Here is a 15,264-nt window from a genome sequence, read left to right as displayed (position 1 = left end):
GTGTAATCTGTGGTCTCTCTTTTAAGATTTTATAAATCCATGCCGGTAATCCTTCTGGAACCCCCACGCCCTGAAAATCCAAGCCGATTTGAGGATGTAGTCAACGCCCCCTTATCGGCCTGTCTCTTTACAGGTTATATAGCCGCAGTGTTCAGGAAATATAAGATAGAAACAGAGATTGTTAATGCGCACCTCTATGATTGGTCAATAGAGCAGACGATCGTACATCTTTTGAAGAGATCATTTCCTCTCCTGTGTGTTCATATGGTATATCTTTGGGAGATGACGCACGATATCTTTGATATGCTTTCAGTGATAAAATCAAAGAATAACATGGTACATATCAATCTTTATGGATACTATCCCACGTTTGCCTATAAAAAAATCCTTACCGATTTTCCCTTTATTGATTCTGTAACCATTGGCGAACCTGAATTTACTTCCCTTGATCTTGCAAGGTATATTCTATCCCAAAGAGGAATTCCCCACTCCCCCTCTTCTGAAGATATCTCCCCCTTTCTTAAAGGGGGGTTAAAGGGGATTACCGGCCTTGCCCGGAGAGACAAAAGCGGAGAGATTATTTTCCACCCTCGCCATCCCATGCAAGATCTGGATCAACTTCCTTATCCTGACAGGCAAGATAGAGAACTCTATAAGAAGAAAAATATTACAACGTACATACAGGGAAGCCGCGGGTGTTATGGACGCTGTACCTTTTGTTATCTCAATCCTTTTTATGGACAGATAGGCCAATGGCGCGGCAGGAGTGTAAAAAATATCGTAGAAGAAATGCTCATATTACACCGTGAGTATTCCATCGGGAACTTCTATTTTTCAGATGCTAATTTTTTTGGTCCTGGAAAATCCGGAAGGGAACGGGCTATTACCCTGGCGGAACTCATACTCATCAATGATGTAAATATCCATTTCGGTTTTGAGTGCCGGGTAAATGATATTGAGGAATATTCCCTTTCAAGACTGGTTATGGCAGGCCTTACCAATGTATTTCTCGGTTTAGAGAGTGGAGACCCTGAGTCATTAAAACGGCTTAAGAAGCATACTACTGTTGATGAAAATAAAAAGGCTATTCAGTTATTACGCGATTATGGGATTGAGCCTACCTTTGGTTTTATTATGTTCGAACCTCATTCTACGCTGGAAAGTGTACGAAATAATTTTGAATTTTTGAAAGAAGTGGAAATCATGACCTCTTCTGCAGTCACTGCGCACCTGCTCCATCACCGGCAAACTCTTTTTGAAGGGACACCTGACTACCAGTCTATGATGCATGAAATTTCCAACCCTCATACCTCGTTTACCAGGTATGAAGCGCTCTATAAGATACACGATCCAAAAATTGAGGCATTCTCGGAAATTATTACCGCAGTTTGCAGGGCTGTCTTGTCTTTCATCCCAAAAGATTTTGATTGTGACGGAACAAAAACATCAAACACATCTGCCAAATCATCTTCATCCGATACCGCAAACAATGCGCTTATCACTCTTTTTGAAAAAACACTTTCTGGTTTTGAGGCTCATACCATTGATTATTATAATTCTGATAAAGTAAAGGAGGTTAGTCAAAAATTGATATCCGAGATAGAGGCAAATATGCAGTCATCATCTTAACCTGTTACCTGTAGGGCAAGGCTTCAGCCTTGCTCCGTGTATGGTAGACTTCCCGTGCGATTCTTGCTTAGGAAGAGAAAATAACATAGTGAGATATTTTTTAGGAAATCTGTATAGGTGAGGATTTTGAATGAATAACGTAAACCATTCATCGGTTGATTATCTCGTCCAGCTTAGTTGTGGCTATTGGAAATCTTGTATACTCTTTGCCGCCGTAGAGTTTGATATATTTACCCTGATCAATAACGGCAAGCATACCAGGAAAGATATCTCGCAATCAATCCGTTCTGATGAACGTGCTACTGAGATGCTTCTGAACGCCCTCGTTTCACTTGAACTACTTACGAAGCAGGCAGACCGTTACGATAATTCTCAAATTTCAGAGCTTTATTTAGTAAAGGGAAAGCCTTATTATCAGGGGGATTTTATCCATCATCTCCATAATATCATGGAAAACTGGACGATGATCCGGGAGACAATAGAAACGGGGAAGGCCGTCTCGTTGAAGGATTTGCCTGAAGAGGTAGACCCTCATGATCTCAGAGATTTTATTACCGCAATGCATGCTATTGCCTCGGTAAAGACAGAGATTCTTTGCAGCAAGATTTGTTTACAAGAAGCAAAAACGCTCTTAGACCTTGCAGGGGGCCCTGGCACATACGCCATTGCATGTGCAAAGGCTAACCCTCAGCTCCGTGCTGTGGTTTTTGACCTGGAGCATGTCGTTAAACTTACCCGGGAATTTATACAAGCTGCCGGCGTGGAAGACCGGGTTATTACACAAGCAGGCAATTGCCTGGAGGATTCTTTCGGGGAGAATGCCTACGATGCTATTCTTGCTTCAAATCTTCTCCATATTTATAATCCCGAAAATAATAGAAAAATACTCAAGAAGTGCCATGATGCCTTAAGAAGCGGTGGGCAGGTTATTATCCACGAATTTGTGCTGGATGAAACCAGAACCCATCCGCAGTTTGCTGCGCTCTTCAGCTTAAATATGCTTATTGGCACACAGGAAGGCGCATCTTATAGCGAATCTGAGTACAGGGCATGGCTTGAGAACACTGGCTTTAAAGATATTAAAAGGATTGATCTGGTATCCAATTCATCATTAATTATTGGTAAAAAGATCCTATAATCATTTGGGAGCGAAATGTTTATAGACAAATCATTGCTTGTCCCCCTCTGTGAGGAGGATTTAGGGCATATGCATCAAGCTAAGAATGGTATTCCATAAAAAAGGAGGTATCTCCTTGGAAAAAGAACAATGTGTGTCCCTGTTCCCCTCTAATTCCCCTAACCCCCTTTAAAAAGGGGGGGAACAAAGGATTTCCCTCTTTTCTAAAGAGGAATTAAGGGGGATTACGGGTAGTTTGTTATTCTTCGCCGGTTCCACATGTTATAGTATGCAAGAAATGAAACCGAACAGGATATGGAGAGAGTCAAGATTTTTATTATATGCAGGTGTATGGGATGTACGGAACTCTTAATGATGTATAGGAATTTCAATGTTTGTTGTAGGGGCGAAGCATTTGCTATTCAGAAAATAGACTGCATTCAAATGGAATGCCAGCAAATGCTTCGCCCCTACGTGTGACCGCAAACAAAGTCGCCGAGGGGCCTAATTTGATGCATATGGGATTCAGAGGCGAGGCAACACGTTTGAATTTCCTATACATTTAATGAGACCTTCGATGACTTTTCAATCGTAAAGACGTGTTGTGGTGTAGTGGCAAGGCGCGCCTTGCCACTACAGAATCGCTTTGAAATTCCTCTGCGCCGAGTTATAAGTAGGTCGGATTAAGCGATAGCGAATCCACCTTTCCTGGAAATAGTATGGGTGGATTCGGCGTAAAAAACAACGCCTTAATCCACCCCACTCATACCTTGAAAAAACTGAGAGGACAAAGAGAAGATATCTTCGGTAACTCCTTATTTTCCCTATCAATCCGGTTTTACCGTATCACCCAGTGTATCCTCAAGGTAAAGCATTTTTACCAATACAATAATGGCAGCCACAAGAGGAGTTGCAAACACGAGGCCCAGAAATCCTAAGAGAACTCCCATTAACACCTGAGCAATAATAACCAGAGCTATTGGTATTGATGTGGCGCGCCGTTCGATATAGGGTGTGATCAAATAGCTCTCGATACCCTGGATAGCGAAGTAAAGGAGTACGATATAGAATGCCTTCATAGGACTTTGCATGAGCGCGAGTAACACGGCCGGTATAGCCGAGAGGATCGGACCTATATTGGGAATGAATGTGAATATCCCGGCGATGAAGCCCAGTGCCATTGCAACAGGTATACCAAGCAGGTTCAACCCAAGTCCGGTAAATATGGCAATAATAGCCATTGATATAATCTTGCCCACAAGCCACCAAAATAAAGTCTCTTCAACGTTATTCAAAACCTCCTGAGCACGCTTCCGTTTCTTTATAGGGACGAGTTTTACAATACCTTTTATGTAAGATTGGGGATTAATAGAAAGAAATAAACCGACAATTATAATGATGAGGAAATTTGCTACAAGACCGAATGTCGCTGAAAAAAAGCTGCCGATTTTTGATAATACATTCATTTTTCCAGACATAATCTCGTTGATACTGGGTACTTTTGTAAGGAGTGTCTTGACCCATGTATATTGCATGAGTTGATCTCTGAGCTGTTGTATCGATTGCGGAAGGGTCTGTGCTAATTGGTCAATTTGTTCCGTTACTTTAGGCACAATAAACCAGGTAACTATACCAAAGATGCCGATAAGGCTAAACAAGACTATTATCAGCGATAAGCCGATGGAGAGATGAGTGTATTTTCTGATAAGATTGCTGAGGCCGCGCAGGAAAATTGCCATTAATGCGCTTGCAAAGATAAGCAAAAGCACATCAATAGTCTTCCAGAATACTAGCAATAAGATAATGATGAATGTGCCAATCCCTACTGCTAAGAGAACACGTTGTGCAAAAACAGAACGATTTGTATGCACAGTATCCGGGTCTATCTCCTGGTTTCTTTGTTCCTGCCCTGCATGCTCTTTATTCATAATCCGGATCTCCTCTGCCGGGGAGATTTATTGCAGAGAAATTCCCGTTTCAGAGATTGAGTAGCTTTTTAGTTAAGGATTGAAATACGGATAGAACTCTCTGCTGGTCTACTATTCAATTCACACATGAGATTGCCCTTGTAGGGCAAGGCTTTAGCCTTGCTCTCCCATCTGAACATAGAGATGGAGTAGCACAACTCTAAAGGGTTGACCTATCATTACCCACAAGTCCCAGTACACTGTCAACTTAATTTATCATAACGTACTCTCTCGTATGTGTCATTGCGAGGGGTATTTTCCCGAAGCAATCTCTTTTGAAATGTCCAGGGGATTGCTTCGGACAATAACCCTCGCAATGACACAGCCCCATGCAGTTGAACCGATACAAATCGTATTATCATGAATCATATTGACAGTGTACCAGATAGGGTGACACGGAAAAACCCTATATACATTTAATCTCCCTTGATCTCCCTTTAAAAAAGGGGGAAATCCCTTGTTCCCCCCTTTTCTAAAGGGGGGTCAGGGAGGATTAGAGGGGAACAGGGACACATATTGCCCTTTTTCCAAAGGGATGCTTCCTTTTTTGATGCTATTGCCCTCATAGTATATCTTTCTTCTGAAAGATATTACTTGTAAAAATTAGTAGACTCAGTTTCTTCGACGGGTTTATCCAGACAATCTTCTATCATACTGACCTTGAACCGGGTATCACCCTGATCAACTGCCTTAACGACGATCTGCCAACTTGCCTTTGCTTCTGGATCCAGGGTTGCCAAAGGATCGAATCTTACCGTCTTGCCATCAATGGCTCCTTTCGTCGGACCTGTGGATGATACATACTGCATCGCATCTGCCAGCATGCAATCGACCTTGATGTTGGTGCTAACCTCAGAACCCTGGTTGGTTACACTGACCGTGTACGATGTGGTATTACCAACTACGACCGGGTCCTTTGTGTCAACTGCTTCAAGCAGGAGAGCTGGAACACCCAGCACCTCAGTTGTAACGGCGGCAGAAACAGGCTCTGCGCAGTTAGCCTTAGCTGTTGTTATGCTTTTTGCGCTCCCCAAACTCTTGGTGAGCAAAGTCATACTGACTTTCCTGGAATCTTGAGGCTGCAGGGTGCCTAAATTCCATTTGATGGTGCCATTTGCTACCGTAGCGCCTTCACTGGCGCTCTCATAGGACATATTTACCGGTATTGGGTTTTCAATAATCGTGGATGCTGCAGGGCCATCGCCTGTGTTTTCAACCGTAATATCATAGGTAGCTTTACGATTGATGTATCTCTTTTCAGGTCCTGATTTTTCAATCGTAAGCACGGGCTGCCTTACAACAATGGTTGTTGGGGCAGACTCAGCGCTCAAACCGCCTTCACCGACTGCTTTTGCAGCGCTTGTAAACTTGCCGGTCTTATCCGGCCTGACTGTTAACGATATCTCCCGGGTCTCTCCCGGATTTAACGTACCAATATTTTCTACCACTTTGGTATCACCTTCCGGCGTTTTCAATCCTGCCGGCAGAGCTTCCTTTATTTCTACATTTTTTACGGCTCCGCTACCGGTATTGCTTGCGACAATAGTTACCGGAATCGCATCACAAACTAAAGCCTCTGAAGGCGCATGCATGGTAACCGCTAATTTAGGCTGCACGACATTTGTCATAAGACAGAGCTGGGGTAAATGATAGGTAACATCGGCGCATATCGGGATTTCCCCTGGTTCTCCGGATATACCGGTGATCCGTATTACTTTTGTTTCCTCTGGTTCTAAGTCTCCTAAAGACCATTTTGCAGTACCGTTTTTCACGCCTTCCCGCATTGTGGGATCGGAGCTTTTTATCTGGAACTTTTGGGGAAGGTGTTGAATAACTTCGACATTTCTCACAGGCATCTTCGTAAGGTTAGTTACGGTAACAGAATACTCATAAGGTTGATTTATATTGATTTCTCTCGGTGCGGTTCCCTCTAAAGAAAGAACGCTGCCTTCAGGAGGGTATGATGCAGTGACTTTCAGTATGTCAGCCCCTTCTTTTGCTTCTTCCTTAGATGGACGTTCTTCTTTTGTCTCTTCCGTAGAGATATACTCTTCCTTAGATACTGTCTTTTCTTCTTTGCGCTTGCAGCCATACACACTCACTATGATAATTACCAGCAGTAATGAATAAAAACTCGCCATTTTCCAACGACTCATACATACCTCCCTTCAAATTACAATGAATTATTAATATCAAATTTTCTCTATACTACTCTTTTTTCTCTTCACCTTTTTCTGGCTGAGCCTGAGGTGGTCCCTCTCCTGGAGTCAGGGCATCGATTACCTGTTCTACCACACCTTCCTTTTCTGGCGCAGTTGGTGGTGGCAGGTTGGCAAATCCTGCGGTTATACCTTCAACGAAGGCATTACGGATAATTCCCAGGATAGTAGGGAGGATTTGTGGATTGGGATCTGTAATAGTACCTTTGATAGGAATGATAGTAGCTATCTTTTTTTGCTCCGGTGCATGTTCTGGACTGCTGGAGAAGATTGACAGAGTTGTATCCACAACCTTAGACTTGATCCAGTCTAAGAAGGAGGGCTTTTCAGGGGCGACATCTACATTATGGAGGACGGGCTTAACTCCGCCGGTAATTTGATTCTTTTCAACTTCAAATGAAACAAAAAGATCGACAGTACCCCTTATCGGTTTGAGGTCTGACTGAGCAACGGCGAATTGAGAGAGATCAGTCAGAGCCAGGCCTTTTAGTGCTGTTTTCCCCGTGAAGTTGAGTCCCTTCTCCCAGGGATTGGCAGAAAGGGAAAAGGTGAGATTCCCTGATTTTTGCAGTATTGCATTAGCGGATACGGTAGTTGGCATATCTTGCGCCAGTTTTTCCCGTGTGGCAATATTTTTCACCTTTACCTCCATATCATGGAGCCAGATCCGAGGCTGGTTTTCCTCTGTTGCGTCGATAAAAATAATCTCGGCTTCATTTACCTCTACACGGTCTATGCGCAGGGGCGGAGCTTTTTTGAGTTGTGCGCCTATGTCAGGGATACGCACAGGTTTCTTTTCTTCCGGTGGCACTGCCCGCTCCTTCACAACCGTTACTTGGGGATGATCAACATCTACCCGTGCAACCAGGGTTCCCTTCAGGAGCTGTTTCCATACCATGGTAACCTTCACCCGTTCTGCAAAAAAGAAAGGCTCATCTGATCTGCCGGCAGGTTCCTCGAAGATCTTGACGCCGGTGATCTCATATCGGGGAGGTATGATTGACAGAGATACGTCCTGAAAACTCCCTTTATAATTTTCTAATCCATCGAGTGCCTGCTGAGTAAAGTAGCTGGCTATAGGATCAAGCGCCAGGCGGAAAGCAAAGATCACAACTGCGGCAATAGCAATCCATAAGAAGAGTTGTTTATACCAGGTATTGAAAAACTTCTTCTGGTGTTTGCGGGTATCGCTTTTCTGTTCTGACATGATGTGATACTCCTGTAAGTGAGTGCCCCGGTTGCTTACGTATCTGCTATACAAGGAACTCACCGCCTGAAGGGAAATGAGGCGCTTCTCTGGAATATAAACTTGGCAGCATTCCAGGCTCAACAGAAGAGAAACGCCTAGTAGGTCGCTTATGGACGCGGCCCGCTCTCTTACCCGGCGCTCTTTAAGAAATTTTATCTTTTAGAATTTATATCCATTTATACCTTTTTTAAATCCACAGTGCAGTGTGCGCACCGCGTTGCCTTAATGGGAATTGTAGATAAACAATAAGGACAATCTTTTACCGTAGGCTCATCTGATGTTACCTCTTTCTTGCTCTTGACCCGATTGACTACCTTCACAAGCAGGAATACGACGAAAGCAATAATTAAGAAATTAATTACATCATTGATAAACGAACCATAAGCTACAATCGGAATTCCTTATGCAGTAGGCTGAATCTTATATTTACTATAAGTAATGCAACATGCTTGCCAAAGAATTCTTGAGGTGAAATTTGTCGCGATAAGGATGGGATTAATATATAAGTGCTTTATAAATAGTTTGTTATAATGATAACATCAGGCATATAACTATTTTCCATTCCTGAGATAAATCTTATTTTCGTATGCCCATACATACACATATATTGCCAATTCATTTTAAACAGTTGTCACATAGATATATAAGTCCTGTTTTGTAAATTTATAAAAATATACGATAAGTCGGTAATTGCATACATTTTATTGCAAACGGGTCTATAAGAATGAGATATGGAATGGAGTATTAAACCATTCCTGTTATTTCTTCAATCCTGTCCGTGCGATGAAAGATGTGGTAGAGTATGGGAAGCACCAGTAAGGTAAGGATGGTTGATGATAGTATTCCGCCGATTACTACAGTTGCAAGCGGACGTTGTACTTCCGCTCCGGTTCCTGTAGCTACCGCCATGGGAAGAAAGCCTAGTGAGGCAACAAGGGCGGTCATAAGCACCGGACGCAGCCGGGTAATTGCCCCATCAATAATCGATTGACAAAGAGAGTTGCCTTCCGAACGGAGTTTGTTAATAAATGAAATCATGACAAGTCCGTTGAGCACGGCTACACCGGAGAGTGCAATAAAGCCAACGCCGGCCGAGATTGATAACGGGATACCTCTTGCCCAAAGTGCGACAATTCCTCCGGTAAGAGCAAAGGGAACGCCCGTGAAGACCAGAAGGGAATCCTTTACCGTCCCGAATGTTGTGAAAAGCAGGAAAAATATTAAAGCGAGTGCAATAGGGGTGACTATTTGTAACCGATTCTTTGCCGATATCATTTGTTCAAATTGCCCTCCCCAGGATATCCAGTAGCCTGCGGGGATGTTGACATGTGTTTTTATTACCCTCCTGGCCTCTTCGATAAAAGAGCCGATATCGCTTCCTCTTACATTTGCTGTTACAACGATGCGACGTTTACCGTTTTCCCGGCTAATTTGGTTAGGACCGGGCGCTACGGTAAAATCTGCAATAGATCCGAGGGTTATATAACCGGGTTTATTACTATCCTCAGAGTGAACTGCCGGGATGAGGCCCCCCGTAAGGAATGTATCTTTCTTGTCAGGAAGAGGGATTGGTAATCTCCTGAGTGCATCAACATTGGTACGTATCTCTTCGGGAAGACGTACCAGAAGCTCAAATTGTTTATCTCCTTCAAAAACCTTACCGGTGCTTTTCCCTGCAATAGCAATTTCAATTACTTCCTGTACATCGGATATATTGAGTCCATACCGCGCCATCTCTTTACGATTCATTCGTATGGTGAGGACAGGAAGGCCGGTTACTTGCTCCACCTTAACGTCCGATGCCCCCTGGATTTTTTTCAGGACATTTGCTATCCTTTCGCCGGTTTGCAGAAGTACCTCTGTATCATCTCCAAATATCTTTACTGCTACATCGGTGCGTACGCCTGCAATAAGCTCATTAAACCGCATCTGAATGGGTTGGGTAAATTCATAATTATTCCCGGGAATTTTTTTGAGATGTTCTTCGAGTTCGTGTATGAATTCAGTTTTTGATTTGCCTGGATCAGGCCATTCAGATTTCGGTTTCAGCATGACAAATGTGTCTGCTACATTCGGAGGCATGGGGTCAGTTGCTATTTCTGCCGTTCCTATTTTGGAAAAGACGTTTTCTACTTCAGGGAATTCTCTTATTTCTTTTTCGAGCATACATTGCATCTCTATTGCCTGCGATAAGCTTGTTCCGGGGATACGTATGGCATGAATTGCAATATCCCCTTCATCCAGACTGGGTATGAATTCACTTCCCATGCGTGTTGTCATGAGTCCGCTCAGGATAACAAGTAACGCCACTGCAGTAATAACAAACATCTGGTTCCGCATCGCAAGGTTAAGAACGGGAATATATCCCTTTTTAGCCCAGCGAATGACAGAGTTATCTTTTTCAGAAAATTTCCCTGTAAAAAATAGTGCTGCGGCAGCAGGAACGAACGTCAGAGAAAGGATGGTTGCGCCGATGAGTGCAAGAATTACGGTAAATGCCATAGGGTAAAACATCTTTCCCTCAATACCTGTCAGGCTCAGGATCGGTAAATAAACGATCATAATAATTAATTCACCGAACATGGTTGCCTTCCGGACTTCTTTCGATGCATCAAAAACAACCTCGAATCTTTCCTGACGCGTTAACAGTCGTCCAAGTCGATGTTGTTCTTCTGATAGCCTGCGGATGCAATTTTCAACAATTATTACAGCGCCGTCGATGATAATTCCAAAGTCAAGCGCGCCTAAGCTCATCAGATTCGCACTTATCTTATTGCTTACCATCCCGGTAATAGTAAACAACATGGATAGTGGTATAACAAGAGCGGTAACGAAGGCTGCCCGTATATTTCCCAGAAAGAAAAACAGAATCACCATTACCAGAATGGCGCCTGCCGCTAAATTTTCCTTCACCGTTTCGATTGTTTTATCCACAAGGGCTGTACGGTTATATACTGTTTTCGCAACAACACCTGCTGGCAGTGTATTGTTGATCCCAATCATCTTGTCAGCTACTTTTTGCGAGACAGTTCTGCTGTTATCTCCCATAAGCATGAAGGCCGTACCGAGGACAACCTCTTCTCCATTTTCTGTAGCAGCGCCGGTACGGAGCTCCTTCCCGATTGCGACTTCTGCCACATCTTTAATGTAAAGAGGAATGCCCTTATGGCTTCCAACAGTAATTTGCCGGATATCTTCTCTGTGAGTAACCTGTCCGGGTGATCGAATCAGATACTGCTCTCCATGGTGTTCAATATAGCCTGCGCCCACATTGGCATTATTCCTGGCAAGGGCCTGAACTATATCATGGAATGATAATCCGTAAGCGATAAGCTTTTCCGGATACGGTGTTACGTGATATTGTTTTTCGTATCCGCCAATAGTGTTTACCTCAGTAACACCGGGTGTTGTAAGCAACTGAGGCCGGATAATCCAGTCCTGGATGGTTCTTAAATGAGTGAGTGTATATGGTGTATCCTGCGGGAGCTTAAGGGTATTGGCTTTTGGTTCAACTGTCCACATAAAAATCTCGCCAAGTCCGGTTGCAATCGGGCCCATAATAGGGTCGGCACCAGGCGGCAAATTACCCTTAACCTCCTGTATGCGTATGTTGATGAGTTGTCGTGCAAAGTAAATGTCCGTTCCGTCTTCAAAAATAATAGTTACCTGTGAAAGCCCATAGCGTGAGATGGAACGTGTCTCAACGAGATGAGGTATACCCGACATGGCCGTCTCAAGGGGAAAGGTAATACGTTGTTCTACTTCTAAGGGAGAATATCCGGATGTTTCGGTATTAATCTGCACCTGAACGTTCGTGATATCGGGTACTGCATCAATAGGAAGTTTCTGGTAATTGTAAATGCCTAAAATAGCAACCGCCATGGTCGCTATAAGAATTATCCATCGGTGGTGGATTGAAAATTTTAAGATTCGTTCAAGCATTTTAAGTTGAAAGTTGTAAGTTATTTTTTATGTGTTCGCATTAATGCTTGCTCTAATCCATAAAGCATCTTTAATCTATCCAAAAACATACCAGATACACCTGAATAGTCAGGTTCAATGCTCATGCACTGCTCCTGCTTTGCCCAATTCGGCTTTGAGGATAAAGCTATTCTCTGCAGCATACTGCTGGCCCGGTGATATGCCGTGCAATACCTCTATCCATTGTTCACCACTCCGGCCTAACTCTAATGGACAAAACTCAAACAGATTACCATACCTCGCAAAAACTCCGGGATGGTCATAGAGCGATTGAATTGCATCTGCCGATACTGCTAAAGGTATGGTTATCTCTTCTTGTACGATTTCAACTGTCACGAACAGGCCCGGCCGCCAATGTCCCTCTGTGTTCTGTATAACAACCCTTCCTGTGGCAGTTCGTGTTTGCTCCCCGACAAGGGGCCCAAGGTAGGTAAGAGTACCCTTTGTTTTTAGGCCTAACACGTCAGATTTTACCGTAGCATCTTGCCCGACCCTCACCGCATTGAGATTGCTGGCGTATACGGTAACTTCGGCCCAGACTGTTGAAAGATCTGCAAGGACAAAGATGTCTGCATCGGCCTCGACCGCCTCGCCGACAGAGATATGTTTTTCAATAACCACGCCGTTGAATAGCGCGCGGATCTCGTATCGGGAAAGATTTTTTCCTGTTTTTTCCGGTATGTTTTCTAAATCAGCTTGTGAGAACCCTAAGGTTAATAGTTTTTGTGTAACCTCTTGCAGCTTTATTTCTGCCTCTGCCAGATTCTGCCGGCTTTCGAGATATTCTTTTTCGGAGGAGATTTTCTGTTTCCAGAGACGCTCTTTCCGTTGAAAAGTTGCTTGTGCCAATTCCAATCGTTTCACGGAAGCCCGATATTCACTCTTGATCTCTGCTACTTCATGGCTGTCAAGAATGGCAATAACTTCGCCGTGCTTAACGGTGTCGCCGAGATTTTTATATACCTCTACTACCACGCCTGATACCCTTGGAACAACATGGATTACCTTGTCTGCATTCAGCTTGATTTCGCCAGGAAATTCGAGTGTGATTTTCATTTGAACAGGACCTGCAGTCTCAATAACAATCCCCAGATCGCGTATTAATTCAGGGGAAAGCTCTACCCTTCCTTCTCTTTGGGAATATTCCCATTGGTATGTAGTATCCCTCCATTCCGCTATTACTGTGACGTCAAAGGAGTGTGGCTCTTCAATAATCTTATCACCACGAAGATACTCGCCTTCAGGCTGGAAATTAATTACTTCTCTATGGCCGCCAAGTCTCTGCAGCTCAATGGTTACTTTTACCTCATGAGGGTCAATCCTTTCCCCTTTATCATATACATAGACCCTGAATTGAGGAGGAATACCTTGCTCGTAGATCAGAATCTCCATTTGAAAACCCGCCTCTGATACTAATTTTCCTCCATGAGGTCCTCTTGCTTCATCATCTTCCTCATGGTGTAATGCCGTATCTTCATGAGTATGCTCATGATTCTGTTCTGTTCCTGTTTTCTCCATACGGAGAATAATGAATGCCAGAATAATCCCTACGAGAATAAGCACGCCAATCGCTGAGATTTTTTTAAAACGAGGTATTGGATTTTTCATAGTTTTATTTTGCTACCTTAATAGTCTTAATCCATTTGCGATAGCCAGCAATCCTCCCAACTCATTAATCAGGAGCCCGGGCATAAAGTCTATCCATCCAAAAACTGCTATGGGTAAGAGAATGATAATAATAAGAAAGGAAAAGATAATATTCTGGTAGATATTCTTTACGGTCCACTGGCCGAGTTCAATAATATCGAGGAATCTTTGTCAGAATGCCATGAACACCCCCTAACCCCTCTCAAGAGGGGAATTGGAGAAGTCCCCTCTTGGGAGAGGATTGAGAGGTGGATAAAAAGTCGTTGGGTTTTGTCTTTTAAAACCCAACCTGAATTTATGTTAAGGAATTTCAATTCCGTAGGGCAATCCTTTAGGGTTGCTCTTATCCAGGTACATTCCAGCGGAGAAGCAAGGCTAAAGCCTTGCCCTACATTTTGATAAACAAATACTTTCTGGACAACCCCACATCACCATCTTTGTTGTGACGATTAATACTCTATCAGGAAAGAACCATAAAAATCAAGACTGGTTATCCATTCACGTTTAGAAGCAACAATACAGATGCGCTATCTCTCCGTTATATCCCTGAATATACCCCCAATTCTGATTGGCTTATCGCTTTCATCATACTCAAGATTACATGTCGTCTCAGAAATGAATCGCTCACCATTTTTCTTCTTACAATAGGAAACAAAATCTCTCCATACGCCTTCCTCTTTCAATCTCCTGATCAGTTCTTTTCGATCATTGGGATTTACATACACATCCTTTACCCGTATCCCAATAACTTCTTCAGGTGAATTATAACCCAGTATTTCTGCTCCTGCCTGGTTGATCCAGGTAAATACTCCATCTTCTGCAGTCTCACACACGTATATCCCTTCCTTCAGGGAATTCAGTAATTGCTTGTGCTGTATTTCAGATTTTAATAATTCTTCCTCTAGTCTTTTTCGCTCGCTAATATCCCTGAATATTCCATCTATGCGGACGAGTTTTCCTTCCTCATTAACAACAAGATTTGACGTCCGTTCCATGAAAAAGTATTCCCCGTTTTGCCTCTTACATAACGATGTAAAACTCTTCAGTATTCCTTCCCTTGTCAGTTTCTCGATGATTTCTCTCCGTTCATCAGGATTCGCATATATATCCTTTACCTTTGTTCCTATCGCTTGCTCTGAGGATGCATAGCCCAAGATCTCTGCCCCTGCCTGATTAATCCAGGTAAATACCCCGTCCTCTACAGGTTCACACTGATAGATCCCTTCCTTTAAGGAATTCAGCAGTTGACGATGATGCCTCTCCGATTCCTGTAACTCCTGCTCCAGCTTCTTCCGTTCGGTTATATCCCTGAATATCCCGTCTATCCGGATTGGATTTCCCTTCTCATCCATCACCACGCTCGATGTCCTCTCCATATGGAACCGCTCGCCATTTTTCCTCTTGCAAAACGAGGCAAATCCCTTCCAAACCCCTTCCTTCGAGAGCTTTTCTACC

The 15,264-nt window shown here is 43.3% G+C and carries 9 protein-coding genes; 2 read left to right on the top strand and 7 right to left on the bottom strand.

Annotated features, from left to right (window positions below):
- The first annotated feature begins 39 nt into the window (after window positions 1-39).
- Together FBQ94_RS15340 and FBQ94_RS15335 are read left to right on the top strand one after the other, a co-directional pair.
- Window positions 40-1,629: a B12-binding domain-containing radical SAM protein gene (locus tag FBQ94_RS15340; RefSeq protein WP_007221342.1), complete on the top strand. Its 1,590-nt coding sequence runs from the start codon at window positions 40-42 to the stop codon at window positions 1,627-1,629.
- A 130-nt stretch (window positions 1,630-1,759) separates the two neighbouring features.
- Entirely contained in the window at window positions 1,760-2,767 is a 1,008-nt protein-coding gene (locus tag FBQ94_RS15335) for a methyltransferase (RefSeq protein ID WP_007221343.1), read from the top strand.
- Window positions 2,768-3,573: 806 nt separating this feature from the next.
- On the opposite strand, the gene FBQ94_RS15330 is transcribed toward FBQ94_RS15335, so the two are convergent.
- The 7 genes from FBQ94_RS15330 to FBQ94_RS15305 all read right to left on the bottom strand — a co-directional run.
- The gene (locus FBQ94_RS15330) at window positions 3,574-4,674 is read right to left on the bottom strand and encodes an AI-2E family transporter (protein ID WP_007221344.1); all 1,101 of its coding nucleotides are present in this window, start codon (window positions 4,672-4,674) and stop codon (window positions 3,574-3,576) included.
- Between the two features lie 629 nt (window positions 4,675-5,303).
- A complete protein-coding gene (locus FBQ94_RS15325; protein WP_007221345.1) occupies window positions 5,304-6,869 on the bottom strand; it encodes a DUF11 domain-containing protein in 1,566 nt (521 codons plus the stop codon).
- Between the two features lie 52 nt (window positions 6,870-6,921).
- Window positions 6,922-8,139 (bottom strand): DUF748 domain-containing protein, encoded by a 1,218-nt coding sequence (locus tag FBQ94_RS15320; protein ID WP_007221346.1) that lies wholly within the window; start codon window positions 8,137-8,139, stop codon window positions 6,922-6,924.
- 218 nt (window positions 8,140-8,357) lie between these two features.
- Complete coding sequence (locus FBQ94_RS17565; protein ID WP_352246931.1) at window positions 8,358-8,573, bottom strand: MscL family protein; 216 nt, start codon at window positions 8,571-8,573, stop codon at window positions 8,358-8,360.
- A gap of 352 nt (window positions 8,574-8,925) precedes the next feature.
- The gene (locus tag FBQ94_RS15315; protein WP_040543637.1) at window positions 8,926-12,123 is read right to left on the bottom strand and encodes an efflux RND transporter permease subunit; all 3,198 of its coding nucleotides are present in this window, start codon (window positions 12,121-12,123) and stop codon (window positions 8,926-8,928) included.
- Window positions 12,124-12,237: 114 nt separating this feature from the next.
- Complete coding sequence (locus tag FBQ94_RS15310; protein WP_007221348.1) at window positions 12,238-13,770, bottom strand: efflux RND transporter periplasmic adaptor subunit; 1,533 nt, start codon at window positions 13,768-13,770, stop codon at window positions 12,238-12,240.
- Window positions 13,771-14,336: 566 nt separating this feature from the next.
- A partial coding sequence (locus FBQ94_RS15305) for a PAS domain-containing protein (RefSeq protein ID WP_285442239.1) occupies window positions 14,337-15,264 on the bottom strand: 928 nt, incomplete at its 5' end.

This window comes from Candidatus Jettenia sp. AMX1 (assembly GCF_030263775.1).
Taxonomy (GTDB): domain Bacteria; phylum Planctomycetota; class Brocadiia; order Brocadiales; family Brocadiaceae; genus Jettenia; species Jettenia caeni.
Note: the sequence above shows the minus strand (reverse complement) of the source record. Positions and strands in the feature narration are given on the sequence as shown.